The sequence below is a fragment of the Arthrobacter sp. Edens01 genome, from assembly GCF_001307035.1.
Taxonomy (GTDB): Bacteria; Actinomycetota; Actinomycetes; order Actinomycetales; family Micrococcaceae; genus Arthrobacter_B.
Window position 1 is genome coordinate 79,664 of the sequence record NZ_LKIU01000005.1, and the last position, 21,726, is coordinate 101,389.

Sequence of the window (21,726 nt, forward strand, 5' to 3'; positions counted from 1 at the left end):
GCTCAGACCGAGACCGGCACCGCGACCAGTGCCCGTAAACGTCCGAGACGGGCCGAACGGCACCGGAACCAAAAACGCTCCCGGGTCCGCACCGAAGTTATGGTCCTCATCAGCGCAGACACTCTCGCCGGCGTAGACGAGCATCCGGCGGAGCTGAACGGGTATGGACCGGTCAGTGCCGAGACCGCACGCGCCATGATCCTCGAAGCACTGCACTGGACGCCTCTGCTCCAAGACCCAAACACGGGCGAAATCCTCAACGTTGGACGAACACGGCGGATCCCTGCCGGGCTCAAACGCTGGCTTCAGGCCCGGGATGGAACGTGCAGATTCCCTGGCTGTTCAGTGAACGTCACCCACGCGGAGATCGATCACACGACGCCCTTCTCCCACGGCGGACCAACCGATCATGGGAACCTGGAACACCTCTGCCCCAAGCACCACAGGTTCAAGACCCTTGGCCACTGGAAGGCCCGGCAACCAGAAGCCGGAACCTTGGTGTGGAGCTCACCCACCGGGCGTACCTACGTCACCGATCCGGCTTTGGATTATCTCTCTCAGGGGCCAGCCCCAATGCGGCGGGACGTTGTGGGGCCAGATCCAGTGCGGCGGGACGTTGTGGGGCCAGATCCAAAGCGGCGGGACGCTGTGGGGCCAGACCCAATGCTGCGAGAGCCAGTGTGGCGGGACGTTGTGGGGCCAGATCCAGTGCGGCGAGACTCTGTGCGCGCAGACCCAATGCGGCGAGACTCGGTGCAGCGAGCCCCTGTGCGGCGAGACCCCCTGGAACAGAGCCACCAACCGAGTGACGATCCACCTCCCTTCTAGGCAAGGGCAACTGCGTTCTAGACCAAGGGCACCACGTCCTCTCTCAGGGGCAACCGCCTTTCCGGGGCGCAATGCTCAGGCCGAGCCTCGACTCACGCCCACACCCTCAGCAACAGGACCGGCGGTGAATGGCACGATAGAAAGCGATGAAACTCTTGAAACGCCCGAAGAAACCGGGTGTGCTGCCCATGCCGCTCTGGCTGCAGGGAATGTTCGAACTGGGGCAGGCCGCAGTGCTGTCGGCCCTGGTCGTCATCCTGCCTCTCACGGGAGTGTGGGCAACCAACGGGTTTTCAGACCGGGACTACGCCTCACTGGCACGCCTGAGCGGACAAGCCTGGCTGCTACTCCACGGAGTACCGCTGTCACTGAGCTACCCGGCAGGAACGGTCGGCCCTGAACCCTCCGGGGGACTGCTTTCCCTCATTCCGCTGGGCCTGACAATGATCCCGTTCTTCCTCTGCTGGCGAGCCGGACGCCGGCTGGCCAGAGCCTCCTACACGGACCAGCTCTGGCAGGCACTGCTCGGAGCGCTCGGCACATATGCCATTCTGGGAATATGTGCAGCGTACTTCTCCGCAAATGAGGATGTCAGTATCTCCCTCGTGGCCGGAGCCCTCATCCCCCTCATCTCGGCCGGACTAGGGGTGATCATTGGTGCAAGGGTGGAAGCCGGCTCATGGGTCCGGCTCATTGGCGTAGACCTGACCGACTGGATTGCCCGGACAAGCCAGCACTCACGCTGGGCAGGATCATATCTTTGGGCCGCTATCCGGGCTGGAGTCGTGGGGATTACCGCTGCAGTTGGGCTGTCAGCAGTCCTCCTAGTGGTGGCACTGACCATTAGCTGGGCGGAAATCGTTACTGTCTACGAAAAGCTCGACGCCGGAATCATCGGCGGCATTGTGCTCACGGTGGCACAGCTTGGGCTCCTGCCGAATCTCGTCGCCTGGACCCTGGCGTGGGCATCCGGCGCGGGTTTCAGCATCGGAACTGGAAGCATGATCAGCCCGCTGGAAACAACCGTCGGGCCGCTGCCCGCTGTCCCGGTCCTGGCTGCCCTCCCCACAGGGCAGCTCGAGTTCGCCTATGCCGCTCTCCTCATCCCTGTGGCCGCCGGAGTCCTGGCCGGGTGGTGGTTCCTGCGTGAGGGAGAGAACCACTTTGACGAATGGCTTTCCATCAAGATCCGTGCCCGATGGTTCACGGCATCCGCCTCGACGGTTTGTCTGGGGGTTGTAATCGGTGTTGTCTCCGGACTCCTGGCCGCCGCGATCGCCCTGATTGCCCGCGGATCCCTTGGCATCGGCAGGTTCGTGGAGATCGGACCGGATCCGCTCTGGACTGGAATCTGGGTTGCAGCTGAAGTGGCTGTCGGAGCGGTTATCGGCTATGCCGCAGGGCCATGGCTGGAGCGCGAGAAAACACGGCGTCCTTCGGTTGGTGCAACAGGGGTGAACAGCTAGTTCCCGGTACTAAGGGTCGAGTACATACCCGAGGACACCGCTCGTTACCAGCAGAAGCAGTCCGATAAACAGGACACCGAAACCACCGCAGATGAACCATATAAACCGCCGTTCACCGGGTGTCATGCGCCGATACTAGCCAGGAAACGTGGAAGGCTGTCGGAGTAGGCGGGGAAAGGGGCCAGGGTTCTGAGCATGCAGCCCCGATTGCAGAGCCCCCGAAAGCAAAGCCCCGGTCACACGGAACCGGACAAGCTACGGCTGCGAGATCATCCCGCCGAAGCTCAGGTAATCCTTGGTGCAGGTTTCCGTGGCCTGCACCGTCAGCGCCGACTGCATGCAGGTCTCGTACTTCTCGGTCATTGGCCACAGTGCAACCATTGCCGCAAGACCAATGGTCATGAACGCCGTAGCGGCAATACCCATGGAGACCACAATGCGCATGAATCCGCCCATGCCAAACCGGACAACCTTCACAAGAGTCATGATTCCGACCACTAGGGCGGCAATACCCAGGATGAGCGGCAGCAGCTTCCAAGGCAGGGCCAGATCTGAGCTGATCAGCATTCCCAGCAGCAGGGCGATAAACACCCACATGTAGGACCGGGCTTCCTTGGACTGTGCCTCAGTGGGCTCCGGTTTGCGGGTTGCCGGGGGAAACGGCGGTCGCGGGCGTACATCAGGGCCGTCGTTATTCATGGATTAAGCCTAGGCGACGCTTCGACCTAAGGTTGACACATGCGAATTGTTGTTCTCGTTTCAGGCACCGGCTCCAACCTCCAGGCAGTGCTCGACGCCGTTGCGGCAGGGGAGCTCGACGTCGAAATTGCTGCGGTTGGCGCGGACAGAAACGCAACCTACGGCATTGAGCGTGCAGCCGCAGCCGGGTATGAAACCTTCGTGGTGAACTTCAAGGACTACCCGGTGCGAGCAGACTGGAACCGCGCGCTGACCGAGAAAGTCGCCTCGTATGATCCCGACGTCGTCCTCTCCTCCGGATTCATGCGGATTGTTGACGAGCACTTCATCAACACGTTCGAAGGACGCTACGTCAATACACATCCCGCACTGCTGCCTTCATTCCCAGGCGCCCACGGCGTGCGGGACGCACTCGCGTACGGAGTGAAGGTCACCGGATGCACGGTGCATATTGCCGACGCCGGAGTGGACACCGGTCCGATCCTGGCCCAGGCAGCGGTAGAGGTACTCGATGGAGATACCGAGGAGACCCTGCACGAGCGCATCAAGGTGCAGGAACGCCGGCTGCTGATCGAGACCCTGAGCAAAATCAGCAAAGAAGGACTCCCAGCACTCTGATACGGCATCCGGACGGCCCGGCGCCGGAGCCGCTTCGAGGCACCCGCCGCCCGGCTCAGCCACGGCCCCGGGAACCCTAGTCCAGTGCAGCACCCCGAGTCTCGGGCGAGAACCTGGCCATCCACAGCACAGCAGCCAGCACCAGCAGCCCGGCCACGGCAAATGAAAGCGGCAGCCCGAGGTACGGCCACAGCACCGATACAAAAAGCAGCGGTCCGAAACCTGCACCAACCCGCGATGCGGTGGATGCCCAGCCAAATCCGCTGGCACGCAGCCGGGTCGGGTAGAGCTCCGAAACATAGGTGTAGAGCACCGGTATGGCCACCTGCACCACAAAGCCGTAGATCAAGAGCCATGTCGTTGCGGCAGCCGGAACATCAACCACCAGGGCAACCACAACCAGCGACGCCGCGGCAGCAGGACCTGTAATGCCCAGCAGCCACTTCCGGCCGACCCGCTCCACCAGCAGGGCCGCAGCAACAACACCCAGCAGGCCCACCGCCGCCATGCCCGACGTCGTGAGGAACGCCTTGTACTCGGCGTAGCCCGCATCCACGAGAATCTTCGGCATCCACTGCAGGGCCAGGTAGTAGACCAGCAGGATGGTCACAAACAGTGACCAGGCTGTCACCGTGGACTTCGGATTGGACCGCCACAGCTCGGCAAGCTGGCTGCCCGTGGTCTTTAGGGAGAACTTCTGCGCAGCCTCGGGCTCCGGGAGCCGCCATTCGGTCTGTGTTCCACCGGTGCGCCGGATCAGATCATTGATAACGGCGCGGGCTTCTTCCGTCCGTCCCTTACGGACCAGGAATAGCGGGGATTCCGGAACGGACCTCCGAACCCAGAAGACCAGCAGTGCCGGGAGGACCATAACCAGCATGGTCCAGCGCCAGTCAGCGACGGTCGCCATGATGACCGCTGAAGTAACGCCGCACAGTGCCGCCCCCACGGGCCACCAGCCGTCCATGGCCGTTAGGACACGGCCGCGCTGTTTACGCGGGGTGAACTCTCCAACCAGGGCATAGTCCACCGGAACGCACCCGCCCAGCCCCACGCCGGCCAGGAACCTAAAGACACAGAACCAGGCGATGTCCGGAGCGAAGGCGCCGGCCACCGTGAAGATCGAGAAAATCAGCAGCGTGGCGGTAAAGGCCTGCTTGCGTCCAATCGCATCAGCAATTGAGCCCCACAAAAACGCGCCGATCGCCATGCCCAGCAGGTTTGCCGTGCCAATCCAGGCAGCCTGCGCTGGAACCAGGTTCCACTCTTCCGAGAGCAGTGGGATCAGGACGCCGTTCAGGGTGACATCCCAGGCATCGAACATAAAGCCCAGCCCGCCGATGAGAAAGATCCTGCCCTGGACACGCCACCGCCACGGCAGGTTCTGTACCACCTCGTCGCCCGCGGGCAGGGAATGGGTCGTCGTCATTGAGGGAGGGCCTTCCGCCGGTAGTTATAGTCAAAAATGCACTAACTGCTGGACACTCTACAACGCCCGGCCGTGGGAAGGATCCGCGGCGCGTAACGTACCGGAATTCAAGCTGGCTAAGCCACCAGCAAGCCTGGGTCAAAAAGGGTGACGCAGAGTTCGCCGAGTATTACCCGCTGCACCTCCCTCTGGAGGGGCCAAGGCATAAACTCGACCATGGGCCCGCCGATGGCCCGCGTGCATCGTTCGCCGATACCCACTTGGAGTGACTTCCCGTGAGCAACACCCCCCTTGACCGTGTACCCATCCGCCGGGCCCTCATCTCGGTCTACGACAAGACCGGCCTGACGGAACTGGCTCAGGGCCTCTCCGCAGCAGGTGTCAGCATTGTCTCCACAGGCTCCACCGCCAAGCAGATCGCCGCGGCCGGCGTCGAAGTTACCGAGGTTGCTGAAGTCACTGGCTTCGCCGAGTGCCTTGACGGCCGCGTCAAAACCCTCCACCCGCGCGTGCACGCCGGCATTCTGGCCGACCGCCGCCGCCAGGATCACCGCGACCAGCTGGATGAACTCGGCATCGAACCCTTTGACCTGGTGGTCGTGAACCTTTACCCGTTCGTGGAGACCGTGAAGTCCGGGGCCGCGCAGGACGACGTCGTCGAGCAGATCGACATCGGCGGGCCCTCCATGGTCCGTGCCGCCGCCAAGAACCACCCCTCTGTCGCCGTCGTCGTTGACCCGGCCAAGTACTCCGCTGTCACCGCGGCCGCCGCTGAAGGCGGCTTTGACCTAAACGCCCGACGCCGCCTGGCCGCCGAAGCGTTCGCGCACACCGCCGCCTATGACACAGCCGTAGCCAAGTGGACTGCCGCGCAGTTCGGCGACGGCACCGAAGAAGGAGCCACCTGGCCCGCCTATACCGGCATGGCGCTGGAACGTTCCGAGGTGCTGCGCTACGGCGAAAACCCGCACCAGGCTGCCGCGCTCTATGCGGACCAGGACTCGATGCCCGGCGTCGCCCAGGCAGACCAGCTGCACGGCAAGGCCATGTCCTACAACAACTACGTCGACGCCGATGCCGCCCTGCGCGCCGCTTTCGACTTCGATGAGCCGGCAGTCGCCGTCGTGAAGCATGCCAACCCGTGCGGCGTCGCAGTAGCGTCCCCGGGAGCTGCAGACCCGATCGCCAACGCCCACCTGAAGGCGCACGCCTGCGACCCGGTCTCTGCCTACGGCGGAGTCATCGCCGCCAACCGCACGGTTACCGCCGGCATGGCTGAGACCGTCAAGGACATCTTCACCGAGGTTGTCATCGCACCGGACTTCGAGCCGGAAGCCGTGGAAATCCTCTCCCGCAAGAAAAACATCCGCCTGCTCACCCTGCCGGACGGCTACGGCCGCAACCCGCTGGAGTTCCGCCAGGTTTCCGGCGGCGTACTGATGCAGCAGCCGGACACCGTTGAGGCTGAAGGCGACGATCCCGCGAACTGGACCCTGGCAGCGGGGGAGCCCGCGGACGAGAAGACCCTCGCGGACCTTGTTTTCGCCTGGCGGGCAGTCCGTGCAGCCAAGTCCAACGCGATCCTGCTGGCCCGCGACGGTGCCTCGGTGGGCGTGGGCATGGGCCAAGTGAACCGCGTCGATTCCTGCAAGCTGGCCGTCGAGCGTGCCAACACGCTGGCAGGCTCAGACGACGAGCGCGCCCGGGGCGCCGTAGCGGCGTCGGACGCTTTCTTCCCGTTCGCCGACGGGCTCGAGATCCTGCTGAACGCCGGCGTCCGCGCCGTTGTCCAGCCGGGCGGATCCGTGCGCGACGAAGAAGTCATCGCCGCAGCCAATGCGGCAGGTGTGCCGATGTACTTCACCGGCGCACGACACTTCTTCCACTAGGAACACTCCAGCCACGCCCGGCCGCGGGCCGCACGGATCATGTCCGCATGCGGCCCGCGGTTTAGGGAGCGCATCTGCGCTGTGGCATAGTTGGACACAGAAACCAGACCCAAAAGCCGGGTCCCCGCATGTCTAAAGCCATGTCCGGACCCCCATTCCACAAGGAGACCGTGTGGCTGACAAAATCAAGGTTGTGGGCTCTGTCGTAGAGCTCGACGGCGACGAGATGACGCGGATCATCTGGCAGTTCATCAAGGACCGCCTGATCAACCCGTACCTGGACGTAGACCTGAAGTACTACGACCTCTCGATCCAGAACCGTGACGCCACGGACGACCAGGTCACCATCGACGCAGCCAACGCCATCAAGGAACACGGCGTGGGCGTCAAGTGCGCAACCATCACCCCCGATGAGGCCCGCGTTGAAGAATTCGGCCTGAAGAAGATGTGGGTTTCCCCGAACGGAACTATCCGCAACATCCTCGGCGGCGTCGTCTTCCGCGAACCGATCATCATCTCCAACATCCCGCGCCTGGTTCCGGGCTGGAACAAGCCGATCATCATTGGCCGCCACGCCCACGGCGACCAGTACAAGGCCACCAACTTCAAGGTTCCGGGTGCCGGCACCCTGACCCTGACCTACACCCCGGCTGACGGCGGCGAAGAAATCAAGCAGACCGTTGTTACGTACCCCGAAGAGGGCGGCGTGGCCATGGGCATGTACAACTTCAACGAGTCCATCAAGGACTTCGCGCGGGCATCCTTCGCCTACGGCCTGCAGCGCAACTACCCGGTGTACCTCTCCACCAAGAACACGATCCTGAAGGCCTACGACGGCCAGTTCAAGGATCTGTTCCAGGAAGTCTTCGACGCCGAGTTCAAGGACCAGTTCGAAGCGGCCGGCCTCACCTACGAGCACCGCCTGATCGATGACATGGTTGCCTCCGCAATGAAGTGGGAAGGCGGCTACGTCTGGGCCTGCAAGAACTACGACGGCGACGTCCAGTCGGACACGGTTGCCCAGGGCTTCGGCTCGCTGGGTCTTATGACCTCCGTGCTGATGACCCCGGACGGCAAGACCGTTGAGGCCGAAGCTGCACACGGTACCGTGACCCGTCACTACCGCCAGCACCAGCAGGGCAAGCCCACCTCCACCAACCCGATCGCTTCGATCTTCGCGTGGACCCGTGGCCTGATGCACCGCGGCAAGCTGGACAACACCCCCGAGGTCATCAACTTCGCGCAGACCCTTGAAGACGTCGTCGTCAAGACTGTCGAATCCGGAAAGATGACCAAGGACCTGGCGCTGCTGGTCGGACCCGACCAGCCGTACCTGACCACCGAAGAGTTCCTCGCCGCACTGGACGAGAACCTCAAGGTGCGCCTGGGCTAAGACCCAAGCTATAGCGCAGTAAACAGCAGCCAGCCCCGGTCCGGAAAGGACCGGGGCTGGCTGCTCTTTTGGTGAGGGCGTTCCGGGCCCGCCGGGCGGGCCGGGCGGGCCCGAACGGCGGCAACGAAACTCCTTCGCCCGCAGAGCTCGCTTGGAGTATTAAAGCCGCCTAACCCGGTCCGACCGGCGTACTCACTCAGGCGCCTCGTGAGCTCACTGCACTGCCTGCGAGCTCACTGTGGCACGTCAGGAGCGGGTTGAGGACTAGGAACCCGAGCTCCCGGAGCCTGAGTCCATACCGCCTGAACCTGAGGATCCGGAACCCAAGCCGCCTGAGCCGCTGCCCGATGAACCAAAGCCGCCGGAACTACCGGAGCCGCCGGAACTCCCGGAACCGCCCATGCCGGATCCCGAGCCGCTGCCGGACCCGCTGGAGCCGGAACTGGATCCGGAGACCGAGGAGCTGACCGTCTCGGATTCTCCGCTGATGACATTGCTGTCACCCGTGTAGGAGGAGGAAACCTGGATCTTGCGCGGCTTTGACCGTTCGCTGACGGGGATGAAGACGCTCAGGACGCCGTTCTCGTACTTGGCCGAAATGCCTTCAATATTGATGCCCTGGCCAAGATTCAGCTGGCGCAGGAACGTGCCGGATTCACGCTCGCGGGTCAGCCAGGTGGCCCCCTCCGGCACATGGATGGTTCGCTCAGCCCGAATCGTGAGCAGCTGGCCGTCCACATCAACGTCGACCGATCCCGGATCAATACCAGGCAGGTCTGCATTCAGGATGTAGTGGTCGCCTTCACGGTAAAGATCGATCGGCATCAGCCGCAGCCGCTGCCGGGGATCCAGAAGGGCGCCTGCCATGCGGTCCAGTTCGCGGAAAGGATCGAATTTCATGGCCATTCTCATCAACTCCTTTTCACCCGTCCCGCCAGGACGGGTGGATGTGTTCTTCACTGACAGGAATAACGAAGGGTCGACAACTTGAGTCTTGTACGCTCAAGAATGGTTCAAGATTAGCAGTCGGCATTTGCGAGTGCTAGAGGTCACCACCGAAAACGGCGGCGTTTGAGGAAGATCGATTTCCCCGCAGGCCGCGGCACGTTTAGTCCACTGGCCAGAGATGAACGGGTTCATTGCTGTGCATATGGTGCCAGTAACGACGGGTCATCTCAGCCAGTGCAGAAGCCCTGTCGTATCCCTCGGCTTCCAGCTTTCCCAGGACCGAGATCTGCCACGCAGAACCGTTCTGCTCTGTCCGGGCCCTCTCCCGGATCACCGTCAGGTAGCGCTCGATCAGCGCGTCCTCAACAGCGAGCTCGCGCAGCCCCTCAGCAGCCATGGGCACCAGATGCCGTACCACCAGCTCCGCCACCGGGATGTCGCCAATGCCGGGCCAGTACACGGATGCATCCAGTCCCAGCCGGGAGCAGGCCAGGAAATTGTCCGCGGCGGTCTTGAAAGCGGTCCGGGTCCACAGCGGACGGTCCGCGGTCCGCAGTTTCTGGACCAGTCCGTAGAAGAACGCAGCGTTTGCGGTCACATCCAGCACCGTGGGCCCGGCGGGGAGCACCCGGTTTTCCAGCCGCAGGTTCGGAGTGTCGGCTCCGGGATCGTAGATGGGCCGGTTCCAGCGGTACACGGTGCCGTTGTGCAGCCGGAGTTCGGGCAGCAGCGGTGCCCCCGCTTCCGTGGAACCGGAGCTGGCTGCGGACAGTTCGGGCAGCAGCGCGGGGAAGTAGCGGACGTTCTCCTCGAAGAGGTCGAAGATCGAGGTGATCCACCGTTCGCCAAACCAAACGCGTGGCCTGACACCCTGGTTGCGCATCTCCGGCGGACGGGTGTCTATAGCCTGCTTGAACAGTTCAATCCGGGTCTCCTGCCACAGCACGTGCTCAAGGAAAATGGGTGAGTTGGCTGCCAGGGCCACCTGCGGGCCGGCGATGAGCTGCGCGGCGTTCCAGGCCGGTGCGAATTCTGCCGGGCTCACCTCCAGATGAAGCTGCAGGGAGGTGCAGGCGGCTTCCGGGGCTATGTTCTTGGCATACTGCGTCAGGGATTCAAGTCCGTTCAGCGACAGGTACACGTCCTCACCGCGGGCCTGAAGTACGGAGGTGTTCAAGGCTGCGTAGCGCGCCCCGGCGCTGATCCAGGCATCGCCGTCGAGCACTGAATTGGTGAGCGTGGGAAGAATACCGACCATCAGGATATTCGCTTCGGCCTTTGCAGCCAGTTCATCGGCCCGGTTGAGCTGCCGGCGCAGGCTTTCCTCCAGATCTAGCAGCCCCCGCCCTCCGATGGACAGGGCAGGGTGGTTCATCTCGATGTTGAAGGCACCCATTTCCGTTTGGAACGCCGGATCTGCAATCTCATCAAGCACTGAGGAGTTCCGGAGGGCAGGGGAGAAGTCGTCATTGGTCAGGTTGAGTTCTAGTTCGACGCCGATGCTGCCGGTGTCCGCGAACTCAGCAGTTCCCAGAAAACCCGCAAAACGGTCGAGATTCTCCAGCAGGCGCGCCCGGTACCGGGTCCGCTCTTCTCGCGTGAAAGACCTGGCATTGACCTCTGTTCCCATGGATGAAGGTAACCACGGCACAGTGGCTGTGTATAGCGTTTGGAAGGGCCGCATTTAGAAAAGTGGCTGCACGCTCCGGAACGTCCAGTTCCGGACCGTGCAGCCTATCTTGCACCCCGACGGCGCACCCCGACGGCGCACCCCGACGGCGCGGCCCGCCGTCGCACCCCGACGGCGCGACCCCACGGCGCACCCCGACGGCGCAGCCCGGCAGCCGGCGGGCGGGACGCGGCGCCCCTTCACACTTGGTTGCGAAATGAGTTGCCGATCCTGCGCCGGACTAACCGATCCTGCGCGGGACTAAACGGAGTCCGAGAGTTTGCTGAGCGGCTCCAGCGAAGCGAGCCTGCGGTCGTCATTCGGATACCGGACGCCCAGCTGTGCCCGGACTTCGTCGAAGAGCTGCATGGTCTGCAGCGAATCGTCCCACGGCATGGTCGGGCTCTCCGTCAGGCCTTCCTGGATGCAGCGGGTTACTTCCCGAAGCTCATAGGTGTACCCGTTGCCCACCTGCTGGAAACGCTCCACACGGGAGGGACCCATGTGCTGCTGGATGTGCAGTTCCACGGGATTGTGCAGGGGAGCTCCCGTGCGGATCCAGCCTTCCGACCCGGAGATGGTCGCCGTGCGCGGACCTGAAGAGAGCAGGGAGGAGGTGAGCTGGGCCAGAGCACCCGAATCGTAGCCCAGGGTAATGGCGTTCTGCGTATCAACACCGTCGCCGTTCAAAGACCCGGTGGCCTGGATCCGCTGCGGGAACCCGAGCGCACCCACAGCCATGGTCAGCGGGTAGATCGTAAGGTCCAGCAGTGCGCCGCCGCCGGCAGCCGGGTCCCACAGCCTGCTGGCGGGGTCATACGGAGCCGGGAAGCCAAGATCGGCCTGGACCCAGTGGATCTGGCCCAGCTCCCCGCTGGAGAGGATCTCCCAGAGCCGGTTGATGCAGGGCAGGAAGCGGCTCCAGACGGCCTCCATCAGGAATACTCCGCGCCGGGAAGCGACCTCCATCAGGTCCGCCATTTCCGCAGCATTGATGGTGATCGACTTTTCGCAGAGCACATGCTTGCCGGCCTCGAGAGCCTCGCGGGTCAGCTCGTAATGCTGGGCATGCGGAGACGCAATGTAGACAACGTCAACCTCCGGATCGGCGAAGAGCTGTGTGTACCCCGGGCCCCGGAGCTCGTCGTCGCAGTAGCTGGTCGCGAAGCCGAACCGGTCAGCGAATTCCACCGCAGTGACCTCGGAACGTGAGCTGACGGCTTGCAGGACGGCGTCCTCGAGCCGGGCGATGTCTTCAGTGACCCGGGCCGCGATACGGCCGGTGGCAACCACTCCCCACCGCAGGGTACGGCCGGTGGCCTGTACCGGGCTGGGAGCTCCTTGAAGGACGCACGGCGGTGTGCGAATAAACTGCGGGGCGCTCATATTCCTCGGCTCTCGGTCAGTGGCTTGGCCAGCTAGTGTCTCGGCAATAGAACTACCTTATTGTCCGGGCCGTAAACTGCCCAGTCCCAAGGCTCACCTGCCGACGGTTTGATTGATTGTGCGGCACGGAAAAGCCCGGGCTGCCTTCCGCAAAGAAGACAGCCCGGGCCGTACGCGTCAGCGCTGTGGACTACTTGACCAGTTCGGCCAGAGTCGGATCGTTGGCGTAAGCCTCGGCAGCGTTGTCCTTGGTGACGATCTGCGGTTCCAGCAGGTATGCCGGAACAACCTTCACGCCGTTGTCGTAGGACTCGTCGTCGTTGATTTCCAGCTCTTCGCCGGCACCGAGACCCTTGACCATGTCGATGGTGTGGTTCACCAGGGCACGGGTGTCCTTGTTGATGGTGGAGTACTGGACGCCTTCCATGATGGACTTCACGGATTCAACCTCGGAGTCCTGGCCGGTGACAACCGGAACCGGCTTGCCGGCAGCTGCAACGGAGGTCAGGATGGCGCGGGCCAGGGTGTCATTGGGGGAGAGGACGCCGTCCAGCTCTTCCGAACCGTAGGAACCCGAGAGCAGGGTGTCCATGCGCTTCTGGGCGTTCTCGGCCTTCCAGCCCTGGGTAACAGCCTGGTTGAATTCGGTCTGGCCGGAAACAACGTTCAGGTTGCCGGCTTCGATTTCCGGCTTCAGTACGTCCATTGCGCCGTCGAAGAAGACCTGTGCGTTGGCATCATCGGGGGATCCGGCGAACAGTTCGATGTTCCACGGGCCTTCGGGCTTGTTGGCCTTCATTCCATCCAGCAGGGCCTGGCCCTGCAGCTGGCCGACCTGGAAGTTGTCGTAGGCGACGTAGTAGTCGACGTTCTCGGTGTTGGTCAGCAGGCGGTCATAGGCGATGACGGTGATGCCGGCATCCTTGGCTTCCTGCAGCTGGGAACCGAGCTGGGCGCCGTCGATGGCACCGACAACCAGGACCTTGACACCGTTGGTGATCATGGAGCTGATCTGGTTCTGCTGCTCGGAGACGCCGCCGTTGGCGAACTGGACCTGCGGCTCATAGCCGGCTTCCTTCAGGCCGTCGTTGAACAGGCCTTCTGCGAGGACCCAGTTTTCCGAGGTCTTCTGGGGCAGCGCGACGCCGATTGCCGAACCTTCTTCGAAACCGGCTGCTTCGCCGGAAGTGGACTCGTCGGCACGGCCGCAGGCGGACAGCGACAGTGCTGCCACCGTGGCGACGACGGCAAATGACTTTGCGAACTTGCGCATGGTGTTCCTTCTCTTGATTGGTGGAGCGGTGGTATTTCGTGGTGCGGATTAATGGGCCCGGTGGGGCTTAGGCATCCGTTCCGATGGTGGACTTGGTGCCGGTGGGCATTTCAGGCTTGGGGTTCACGGGAGCCGGAACGGTCAGCTTGTCCTTGGAACCGAAGTTCTTCATCATCATGCCGATGATGGACGGCTTGCCCTGGCTCTTGTTGTAGACGTCCAGTGCGACGGCGATCAGCAGGACCAGGCCCTTGATGATCGAGGTCAGGTCGGCGCCAATACCCAGGAGCTGCAGGCCGTTGTTCAGGACTGCCATGACCAGGCCGCCGACGATCGAGCCAACCACGGTGCCGACACCGCCGGACACCGCGGCGCCGCCGATGAACACGGCCGCAATTGCGTCCAGTTCCCAGCCGGTGCCGTCGAAGGGACCGGAGGCGGTGGAGCGGGCAACGAAGATCATTCCGGCCAGCGCGGCCAGGATGGACATGTTCATCATGACCAGGAAGTTGACCTTCTTGCTCTGCACGCCGGAGAGCTCAGCGGCGTGCAGGTTGCCGCCCACCGCGTAGACATGGCGGCCGATCACGGTCTTCGTGGAGATGAACACGTACAGGATCACCAGGATGGCCAAAATGATGCCCGAGACCGGGAAGGAGGTGCCCGGACGGCCGGTGGAGAACAGGTACGTTGCGTAGAGGATGGCAGCAACCAGCAGGCCGGTCTTGGTCACAGCGACCCAGGCCGGGGGATTGACGGAGCCAATCTTCACAGTCTTGGCGCGGCGGCGCAGCTCGCCCACGACTACGAAGGCGGCGAGGAGCAGGCCCAGCAGGAGGGTCAGGTTGTTGAAGCCCGTGTTGGGGCCAACTTCAGGCAGGTAGCCGGCACCAATGAACTGGAATTCCTGCGGTACGGGAACGGTGTTGGACTTGCCGACCCACTGGTTGGCGCCCCGGAAGATCAGCATGCCGGCCAGCGTCACGATGAACGCCGGAATTCCCACATATGCCACCCAGAAGCCCTGCCAGGCTCCGATGGCGGCACCGATGACCAGGCCGAGCAGGATGCCGCCCCACCAGGGAATGCCCCAGTCCCGCATGGCCAGGGCCACCAGGATTCCGGTGAAGGCCGCCACGGAACCGACCGAGAGGTCGATGTGCCCGGCAATGATCACGAAGACCATGCCAACGGCCAGGATCAGGATGTAGGAGTTGCCGTTGAACAGGTTGATCATGTTCGTGGGCGTCAGGGTCTTGCCGCCGGTCAGCCACTGGAAGAGGCCGATCAGGACGACGAGGGCGAAGATCATGCCGAACTGGCGGCCGTTGCCGCTCAGGAGCTGTTTGACTGCTTTCATGAGAGGGGTCCTTGAGTGGCGTAGTCGGAGGTTTGCTTGCCGGCGGAGGTCATGAGCCTCATGAGGTTTTCCTGGCTGGCTTCAGCCTTGGCAACCTCGCCGGTGATGGCGCCTTCGAAAATGGTGTAGATGCGGTCGGAGAGACCAAGGAGTTCGGGGAGCTCGGAAGAAATCACGATCACGCCTTTGCCCTGGTTGGCGAGCTGCTGGATGATCCCGTAGATCTCGTACTTCGCGCCGACGTCGATGCCGCGGGTGGGCTCATCCAGGATCAGCAGGTCCGGGTCGGTGAACATCCACTTGGCCAGGACAACCTTTTGCTGGTTGCCGCCGGAGAGCTTGGAAACGCCTTCATCCACCGTGGGAGCCTTGGTCCGCAGGCTGCGGCGGTATTCCTCGGCGTAACGGTATTCTTCGTCCTTGTCGACGACGACGCCCCTGGTGATTTTCTTCAGGTTTGAGGCGACGGTGGTGGCCTTGATGTCATCGAGCAGGTTCAGCCCCAGCGTCTTGCGGTCCTCAGTAACGTAGGCCAAGCCGTGGTTGATTGCCTGCGGAACGGTCTTGAGGACGATTTCCTTGCCGTCCTTGATGATCTGGCCGCTGATGAAGTTTCCGTAGGACCGGCCGAACAGCGAACGTGCAAGTTCGGTGCGCCCGGCGCCCATAAGTCCGGCAAAGCCCACAATCTCGCCGCGGCGGACGTGGAAATTGGAGCCCTTGCAGACCCGGCGGTCCGCCACCGTGGGGTGCCCCACGGTCCAGTCCCGGACCTCGAAGAACACCTCGCCGATGCTGGGGGTGTGGTCGGGGAAGCGGGATTCCAGCGACCGGCCGACCATGCCCTTGATGATGCGGTCTTCGTCCGCGCCGTCAGCTGCGACGTCGATGGTCTCGATGGACTTGCCGTCGCGGATGATGGTGATCGAATCCGCGATCTGCTCAATTTCGTTGAGCTTGTGGGAGATCATGATGCAGCTGATGCCCTTGGAACGAAGCCCTGCCATCAGGTCCAGCAGGTGCTGGGAATCCGTCTCATTCAGCGCAGCCGTCGGCTCGTCGAGGATGAGCAGCTTAACCCGCTTGCTCAGGGCCTTGGCGATTTCCACCAGCTGCTGCTTGCCGACGCCGATGTCCTTGATGGGCGTGGTGGGATCCTCGTCCAGGCCTACGCGGGCCATGAGCTCGGAAGCTTCGAGGTTCGCCTTGTCCCAGTCGATGATGCCGAACCGGCGGGGTTCGTTGCCCAGGAAGATGTTCTCCGCGATGGAGAGCTCCGGGATCAGTGCCAGTTCCTGGTGGATGATGACAATGCCTGCGGCTTCGGAGGAACGGATGTCCTTGAACTGGACTTCCTCGCCCTGGTAGATGATCTCGCCCGTGTAGGTCCCGTACGGGTAGACCCCGGAGAGAACCTTCATGAGGGTGGATTTGCCGGCCCCGTTTTCACCGCAAATGGCGTGGATCTCGCCCGCCTTTACGGTAATGGAGACCTCTGAAAGCGCCTTGACGCCGGGAAATTCCTTGGTGATGGAACGCATTTCCAGGATGGTGTGGTTATGCGGCATGTGTGATTTCCCTGCCGTAGGGGCACTGGGCGCTGAGCGCTCCAGTTGCCCGAGCTGCGACTGCTGCTCGCATAAGTGCCTCCCGTTGTGACTTCTTTGTCGTGCCAAAACCCAAAATGAGGGTCGATAGAGAAGTAAACTCGTAATCCGTACTTGTCGTCAAGTCTTGAACACAAGCGTCGAAACTTCATGAAAAAACATAGATTCTAAATAAATAGACTGCTTGAAGAACCGGCAGGTCAGAGCACCGCATCGGCCTGGGCCAGCACCAGGGCAGCTGCGCCGAGCGCTTCGGCGCGGTCGCCAAGTGAAGACATCGTTACGGTGGTCGTTTCGCCGATCAGGGGTACGGCGTGGCGGAGCAGTCCGCGCTCGATCGGGTTCAGGAAAGCGTCACCGAGACCGGTGAGGGAACCTCCGACCACAATCACTTCGGGGTTCAGTGCGTTGGCGATTCCGGCCATCGCGCGGCCCACTGCCATCCCCGCGTCGTCCACCACCCTAAGTGTCGCCGGATCTCCGGCAGAGGCCTGCCGGATGATGTCAGCGGTGGTGACCGGCTCTGCGGCTGCCCTGCTGAGCAGGTCGATCATGGTGGCAATAGAGGCTACGGTCTCCAGACAGCCCCGGTTGCCGCACCGGCAGATGAGTCCCTGGTCAGAGATGGTGGCGTGGCCGATTTCCCCGGTGATTCCCACGTGTCCGTAGAACAGGGATCCGTTGATGACCAGCCCGGCACCGATGCCCGTGGCCACCTTCACGAAGATGAGGTTCTCACAGCCGCCGTGCGGCCCCCAGGTCACCTGCGCCAGGGCACCAAGGTTTGCATCGTTGTCGATGTGGATGGGCACCCGCAGCCGTCCGGCAAGGTCCTCACGCATGTTGATGCCCACCCACTCAGGCAGGATCGCGCCGCGGACCACGGTGCCGCTGCGGCGGTCAATCGGGCCGGGGATTCCGACGCCGGCGCCCAGTACTCGGTCACGGTCCACACCGGCGTCCCGGAGGACTGAATCAAAGAGCTCGGCCGCGGCGTCCATGCCCTCGTCGGCACTGTGGCCGGCGGGAAGGGAGATCGCATCCTCACCGATGATCCGGTAGCCGAGTGTTGCCAGCACCACGCGCACGTGGCGGCGGCCGATGTCAATCCCGGCTGCGACCGCTCCGTTGTCGTTCAGCCGCACTGACAGGGCACGGCGGCCGGAGCTGGTGGTGGGTTCAGTCATGACAAGTCCGGCCTCAGACAGCTGCCGGACAATGTTGGACACCGTAGCGCTGGAAAGGCCGGTGGAACGCGAAAGCTCTGCCTGGGTCTGCGGTCCGGCGGCCAGCAGGGCCTCCTGGATGCGCAGCTGGTTGCGGGCCCGGAGCGCAGACTGGGAGCCGGGTTTGGTGCGCCGGCGGCCGGCGGGCAGTGCCCTCATCGTCGAGGGTGATTCGGCAGACATAAAGTTCAGCGTCCTATATGAAATGCTTGTCGTCAAGAAATGAACACAAGCTATATTCCCGGCGGAACGAATTGAATCCGCCGGGGGAGTATTCGCCCGCTTGCAGGCAAAAGGTCAGCGCCCGGCCAGAGCCTCGCGGTGCTCTGCTGCCATCTCCAGATAATGGGCGGCGTTGCGCTGGACCGACGCGAATTCCTCATCCGTCAGGGTGCGCCGCACCTTGGCCGGTACACCGGCCACCAGGGAGCGGGGCGGGACCTGAGTCCCCTCGAGTACCAGGGCACCTGCTGCCACGAGCGAACCTGCGCCGATCACCGCACCGTTCATGATGGTGGCACTCATGCCCACCAGACAGTCATCCTCCACGGTGCACCCGTGTACGACGGCGTTGTGTCCAACGCTGACCCGTTCACCGACACTGGTGGGGAAGCCCGGATCAGCGTGCAGCACCACGTTGTCCTGCAGGTTGGTTCCTGCCCCGACCCGGATCGAGTTTGAATCCCCGCGCACGCAGACGCCGTAAAAGGCGCTGGCACCCGGGCCCAGTTCGACGTCGCCAATCAGCGACGCGGTTGGGGCCAGGAAGACGGAGGGGTCGGTGACGGGCGTCTTGCCGCGGAGCGTAACGATGTGAGCCATGCGACAACTCTAACGGGATGCGGCGGCTGGCAGGCTGACCGTGGTGCCCGCCCGCCGCCGGCCCCGCTGGGCTGATTGACCCGTCTGGCGGATTGAACTGCCTAGTTGAAAACGATTGTCCGGCGGCCGTCCAGAAGCACGCGGTGTTCAGCGTGCCACTGCACTGCCTTGGAAAGCGTGCGGCCCTCCACCCCGGCGCCAAGGGCAGCAAGGCGCGAGGCAGTCCGGGAGTGATCCACCCGGATGACTTCCTGCTCGATGATCGGGCCCTCGTCCAGATCCGAGGTGACGTAGTGGGCCGTTGCCCCGATCAGCTTTACGCCGCGGGCGTGTGCCTGGTGGTAGGGGCGGGCACCCTTGAAGGACGGCAGGAACGAATGGTGGATGTTGATCGCCCGGCCGGAGAGGTCCTGGCACAGCTCATTGCTGAGGATCTGCATGTAGCGGGCCAGTACCACCAGCTCAATGTCCAGTTCAGCCATCAGGGCACGCAGCCGGTCCTCGGCTTCCTGCTTGGTGTCCGGGGTGACCGGAATGTGGTGGAACGGCACCCCGTAGAACTCTGCGAGGCCGGCCAGGTCCCGGTGGTTGGAAACGATTGCGGGAATTTCAATGGGAAGGTCGCCCGCGCGCTGCTGGAAAAGCAGGTCGTTGAGGCAGTGCCCGTCCTTGGAAGCCATGATCAGGGTGCGTACCGGAACCCCGGCGCGGTGCAGTTCCCAGTCCATGCCGAACTGTTCGGCGACAACGGAAATCCGTGCGCGGACATCGTCATAGCCGCCCGGCGCCGTGAAATCCACACGCATAAAGAAGGTGCCCGAATCCGGGCTGCCGTACTGCTGGGACTCGGTGATGTTCCCGCCCACCCCGGCGAGGGCGCCGGAGACCGCATGGACAATCCCCGGACGGTCGGCGCAGGAAAGGGTCAGCGTGTAGGGGCTGGACACTGCCGCCGAACCTTCGGCGGGTACACCCGCAGCGGAGTCGGTGGCCGGTGTGGTGGAAACGGGGGACGCCGGCAGCCCGGCGGAGGCATTTTCTCTCACCTTCCCAAGGTTACCGCCCGGCGTCCAACGGCCTAGGCTGGGTGAATGGACGTTACTTTCGCCCCGCTCATGGATAAGGACGAAGAAGAGCTGGTCAAGTTCCTGACCACCAACGCCTTCCCGTTCCACCGCATCACCGCACCGTCGGAAGAGCTGGTGCGCAGGCTGCTGCTGGAAGGCAGATTTGAATCCGACGGCGTCCGCACCTTCTGGGTCTTCGGGGGCAACCACCGCCTGGGCCTGGTGATCCTCGAGGACCTCGGTGAAGAATGCGCCTACTTCGACCTTCGCCTTGTGGAGGAGCACCGCGGGGAAGGCAAGGGCGTTCCGGTCCTGAGGGCCCTCACCGACGAGGTGTTCCGGACTTATCCGAACCTGCGCCGGTTCGCCGGACGAATGCGCGAGGACAACATTGCAATGCGCAAGACGCTCCTGCGCTCCGGCTTCGTGAAGGAAGCGCACCTGCGTGAACAATGGCCGCTGGAAAACGGGCGCCGCCTGGCAGAAGTGACCTACGGCTGTCTCCGGTCGGATTGGGAAGCGGGGAACGTTACCGGGTTCGAGTGGGAAGAGCTCACTGCGGGCTAAGATGTAAGCGTCGCAACTGGCGTTGGGTGGGTAACCACCAGGAAGCGGCACAAGCAAGTCAAACCACGGATCGCACGCCTGGGCCATGGTCACGTCGTCATCTGTTTGTCATGCCCGGAACCCGGGGGTGCCCGGCAGGTAGCCTGACCTATAGAACACCCTTTCCCAGGAGATCCACGTGAGACTATCCACCCAGCCCGTCACCAATGCTCCCCTCTCCGAGGTCGACCCGGAGATTGCAGCCGTCCTCAACGGGGAACTGGCCCGCCAGCGCAATACGCTGGAAATGATCGCATCAGAGAACTTCGCGCCGCGTGCCGTCCTTGAAGCGCAGGGCTCCGTCCTGACCAACAAGTACGCCGAGGGCTACCCCGGACGCCGCTACTACGGCGGCTGTGAACAGGTTGATGTTGCCGAGAACCTGGCGATCGAGCGGGTCAAGGCCCTGTTCGGTGCCGAGTTCGCCAACGTGCAGCCCCACTCCGGAGCACAGGCAAACGCTGCCGCCCTGGCCGCGCTGATCAAGCCCGGGGACAAGATCATGGGCCTGAACCTGGCACACGGCGGCCACCTCACCCACGGCATGAAGCTGAACTTCTCAGGAAAGCTGTATGAAGTCGCAGCCTACGGCGTGGACGAGCACACCTACCGCGTGGACATGGACAAGGTCCGCGAACAGGCGCTCGCCGAAAAGCCCCAGGTCATCATCGCCGGCTGGTCCGCGTACCCCCGCCAGCTGGACTTCGCGGCCTTCCGCTCGATCGCCGACGAGGTTGGCGCCTACCTGTGGACGGACATGGCCCACTTCGCCGGCCTGGTGGCAGCAGGCCTGCACCCGAGCCCGGTGCCGTACTCCGACGTCGTGACCTCCACCGTGCACAAGACCCTCGCCGGTCCGCGTTCCGGAATGATCCTGGCCAAGGAAGAATTCGGCAAGAAGATCAACTCCAGCGTCTTCCCGGGACAGCAGGGCGGTCCCCTCATGCACGTCATCGCTGCCAAGGCAGTGGCGTTCAAGGTTGCCGGCTCCGAAGAATTCCGGGAGCGGCAGGAACGCGTGCTCGAAGGCGCGCGCATCATTGCCGACCGCCTGACCGCCGCTGATGTAGCTGAACACGGAGTTTCCGTGCTCACCGGCGGCACCGATGTCCACCTGATCCTGGTGGACCTGCGGAACTCGGAGCTGGACGGCAAGCAGGCCGAAGACCTGCTGCACTCTGTGGGCATTACCGTGAACCGCAACTCGATTCCGTTCGACCCGCGCCCGCCGATGGTTACCTCCGGCCTGCGCATCGGCACTCCTGCCCTCGCCACCCGCGGCTTCGGCGCGAAAGAATTCACCGAGGTCGCAGAAATCATCGCCGCGGCACTGAAGCCCGCGCCGGACACCGATGCCCTCCGCCGCCGCGTCACCGCGCTGGCCGAGGACTTCCCGCTCTACCCGGGCCAGGAGGAATGGTAAACGTGGAAAAAGGCACG

General features: G+C 63.3%; 17 protein-coding genes and 1 pseudogene. 7 read left to right on the forward strand and 11 right to left on the reverse strand.

What is annotated here, in order from left to right:
* The first annotated feature begins 195 nt into the window (after nucleotides 1–195).
* Nucleotides 196–828, forward strand: a complete 633-nt coding sequence (locus tag AO716_RS17900; RefSeq protein WP_414826582.1) for an HNH endonuclease — start codon at nucleotides 196–198, stop codon at nucleotides 826–828.
* A 146-nt stretch (nucleotides 829–974) separates the two neighbouring features.
* Complete coding sequence (locus AO716_RS06640) at nucleotides 975–2,294, forward strand: DUF6350 family protein (RefSeq protein ID WP_055240187.1); 1,320 nt, start codon at nucleotides 975–977, stop codon at nucleotides 2,292–2,294.
* A 255-nt stretch (nucleotides 2,295–2,549) separates the two neighbouring features.
* Here AO716_RS06640 and AO716_RS06645 read toward each other — a convergent pair whose 3' ends face one another.
* The gene (locus AO716_RS06645; protein ID WP_152969895.1) at nucleotides 2,550–2,993 is read right to left on the reverse strand and encodes a hypothetical protein; all 444 of its coding nucleotides are present in this window, start codon (nucleotides 2,991–2,993) and stop codon (nucleotides 2,550–2,552) included.
* A gap of 39 nt (nucleotides 2,994–3,032) precedes the next feature.
* Here AO716_RS06645 and purN point away from each other — a divergent pair, with 39 nt between their 5' ends.
* A complete protein-coding gene (gene purN / locus AO716_RS06650) occupies nucleotides 3,033–3,611 on the forward strand; it encodes a phosphoribosylglycinamide formyltransferase (RefSeq protein WP_055240189.1) in 579 nt (192 codons plus the stop codon).
* A 76-nt stretch (nucleotides 3,612–3,687) separates the two neighbouring features.
* Here purN and AO716_RS06655 read toward each other — a convergent pair whose 3' ends face one another.
* The gene (locus AO716_RS06655; RefSeq protein WP_055240190.1) at nucleotides 3,688–5,040 is read right to left on the reverse strand and encodes an MFS transporter; all 1,353 of its coding nucleotides are present in this window, start codon (nucleotides 5,038–5,040) and stop codon (nucleotides 3,688–3,690) included.
* A gap of 275 nt (nucleotides 5,041–5,315) precedes the next feature.
* Between AO716_RS06655 and purH the strand changes: the two genes are divergently transcribed.
* Together purH and AO716_RS06665 are read left to right on the forward strand one after the other, a co-directional pair.
* A complete protein-coding gene (gene purH / locus AO716_RS06660; protein ID WP_055240191.1) occupies nucleotides 5,316–6,929 on the forward strand; it encodes a bifunctional phosphoribosylaminoimidazolecarboxamide formyltransferase/IMP cyclohydrolase in 1,614 nt (537 codons plus the stop codon).
* 172 nt (nucleotides 6,930–7,101) lie between these two features.
* Nucleotides 7,102–8,322 carry an NADP-dependent isocitrate dehydrogenase gene (locus tag AO716_RS06665; protein ID WP_082413390.1) on the forward strand — a complete coding sequence of 407 codons (1,221 nt, stop codon included), beginning with the start codon at nucleotides 7,102–7,104 and terminating at the stop codon, nucleotides 8,320–8,322.
* Between the two features lie 513 nt (nucleotides 8,323–8,835).
* Here AO716_RS06665 and AO716_RS17535 read toward each other — a convergent pair.
* From AO716_RS17535 to purU, 9 genes and pseudogenes are all read right to left on the reverse strand, one after another.
* Nucleotides 8,836–9,228: pseudogene (locus tag AO716_RS17535) on the reverse strand (Hsp20/alpha crystallin family protein); the annotation flags it as partial.
* Between the two features lie 202 nt (nucleotides 9,229–9,430).
* Nucleotides 9,431–10,900 carry a hypothetical protein gene (locus tag AO716_RS06675; RefSeq protein ID WP_055240192.1) on the reverse strand — a complete coding sequence of 490 codons (1,470 nt, stop codon included), beginning with the start codon at nucleotides 10,898–10,900 and terminating at the stop codon, nucleotides 9,431–9,433.
* Between the two features lie 300 nt (nucleotides 10,901–11,200).
* Nucleotides 11,201–12,325 carry a Gfo/Idh/MocA family protein gene (locus tag AO716_RS06680; protein ID WP_055240193.1) on the reverse strand — a complete coding sequence of 375 codons (1,125 nt, stop codon included), beginning with the start codon at nucleotides 12,323–12,325 and terminating at the stop codon, nucleotides 11,201–11,203.
* A 190-nt stretch (nucleotides 12,326–12,515) separates the two neighbouring features.
* Nucleotides 12,516–13,598 (reverse strand): sugar-binding protein, encoded by a 1,083-nt coding sequence (locus AO716_RS06685; protein ID WP_055240194.1) that lies wholly within the window; start codon nucleotides 13,596–13,598, stop codon nucleotides 12,516–12,518.
* A 67-nt stretch (nucleotides 13,599–13,665) separates the two neighbouring features.
* Nucleotides 13,666–14,958 (reverse strand): multiple monosaccharide ABC transporter permease, encoded by a 1,293-nt coding sequence (gene mmsB / locus AO716_RS06690; RefSeq protein ID WP_055240195.1) that lies wholly within the window; start codon nucleotides 14,956–14,958, stop codon nucleotides 13,666–13,668.
* Nucleotides 14,955–16,526 (reverse strand): multiple monosaccharide ABC transporter ATP-binding protein, encoded by a 1,572-nt coding sequence (gene mmsA, locus AO716_RS06695; RefSeq protein ID WP_055240196.1) that lies wholly within the window; start codon nucleotides 16,524–16,526, stop codon nucleotides 14,955–14,957. The genes mmsB and mmsA overlap by 4 nt, the downstream gene beginning before the upstream one ends.
* A gap of 239 nt (nucleotides 16,527–16,765) precedes the next feature.
* A complete protein-coding gene (locus AO716_RS06700; RefSeq protein WP_055240197.1) occupies nucleotides 16,766–17,974 on the reverse strand; it encodes an ROK family transcriptional regulator in 1,209 nt (402 codons plus the stop codon).
* A 114-nt stretch (nucleotides 17,975–18,088) separates the two neighbouring features.
* On the reverse strand, nucleotides 18,089–18,613 hold the full coding sequence (locus AO716_RS06705) for a gamma carbonic anhydrase family protein (protein ID WP_055240198.1): 525 nt from the start codon (nucleotides 18,611–18,613) through the stop codon (nucleotides 18,089–18,091).
* A gap of 101 nt (nucleotides 18,614–18,714) precedes the next feature.
* Entirely contained in the window at nucleotides 18,715–19,560 is an 846-nt protein-coding gene (gene purU, locus AO716_RS17695; RefSeq protein ID WP_055241929.1) for a formyltetrahydrofolate deformylase, read from the reverse strand.
* Nucleotides 19,561–19,704: 144 nt separating this feature from the next.
* Between purU and AO716_RS17700 the strand changes: the two genes are divergently transcribed.
* Both AO716_RS17700 and glyA read left to right on the forward strand, forming a co-directional pair.
* Nucleotides 19,705–20,247: a GNAT family N-acetyltransferase gene (locus tag AO716_RS17700; RefSeq protein WP_055240199.1), complete on the forward strand. Its 543-nt coding sequence runs from the start codon at nucleotides 19,705–19,707 to the stop codon at nucleotides 20,245–20,247.
* A gap of 178 nt (nucleotides 20,248–20,425) precedes the next feature.
* Nucleotides 20,426–21,709, forward strand: coding sequence for a serine hydroxymethyltransferase (gene glyA, locus AO716_RS06720; RefSeq protein ID WP_414826577.1), 1,284 nt, complete (start codon nucleotides 20,426–20,428; stop codon nucleotides 21,707–21,709).
* Nucleotides 21,710–21,726 lie beyond the last annotated feature (17 nt).

What these genes read in the sequence shown, in the direction of transcription:
- AO716_RS17900 (WP_414826582.1), top strand. Translation starts at nt 196, where the DNA reads ATGATCCTCGAAGCACTGCACTGGACGCCTCTGCTCCAAGACCCAAAC.
- AO716_RS06640 (WP_055240187.1), top strand. Translation starts at nt 975, where the DNA reads ATGAAACTCTTGAAACGCCCGAAGAAACCGGGTGTGCTGCCCATGCCG.
- AO716_RS06645 (WP_152969895.1), bottom strand. Translation starts at nt 2,993, where the DNA reads ATGAATAACGACGGCCCTGATGTACGCCCGCGACCGCCGTTTCCCCCG.
- purN (WP_055240189.1), top strand. Translation starts at nt 3,033, where the DNA reads ATGCGAATTGTTGTTCTCGTTTCAGGCACCGGCTCCAACCTCCAGGCA.
- AO716_RS06655 (WP_055240190.1), bottom strand. Translation starts at nt 5,040, where the DNA reads ATGACGACGACCCATTCCCTGCCCGCGGGCGACGAGGTGGTACAGAAC.
- AO716_RS06675 (WP_055240192.1), bottom strand. Translation starts at nt 10,900, where the DNA reads ATGGGAACAGAGGTCAATGCCAGGTCTTTCACGCGAGAAGAGCGGACC.
- AO716_RS06680 (WP_055240193.1), bottom strand. Translation starts at nt 12,325, where the DNA reads ATGAGCGCCCCGCAGTTTATTCGCACACCGCCGTGCGTCCTTCAAGGA.
- AO716_RS06685 (WP_055240194.1), bottom strand. Translation starts at nt 13,598, where the DNA reads ATGCGCAAGTTCGCAAAGTCATTTGCCGTCGTCGCCACGGTGGCAGCA.
- mmsB (WP_055240195.1), bottom strand. Translation starts at nt 14,958, where the DNA reads ATGAAAGCAGTCAAACAGCTCCTGAGCGGCAACGGCCGCCAGTTCGGC.
- mmsA (WP_055240196.1), bottom strand. Translation starts at nt 16,526, where the DNA reads ATGCCGCATAACCACACCATCCTGGAAATGCGTTCCATCACCAAGGAA.
- AO716_RS06700 (WP_055240197.1), bottom strand. Translation starts at nt 17,974, where the DNA reads ATGTCTGCCGAATCACCCTCGACGATGAGGGCACTGCCCGCCGGCCGC.
- AO716_RS06705 (WP_055240198.1), bottom strand. Translation starts at nt 18,613, where the DNA reads ATGGCTCACATCGTTACGCTCCGCGGCAAGACGCCCGTCACCGACCCC.
- AO716_RS17700 (WP_055240199.1), top strand. Translation starts at nt 19,705, where the DNA reads ATGGACGTTACTTTCGCCCCGCTCATGGATAAGGACGAAGAAGAGCTG.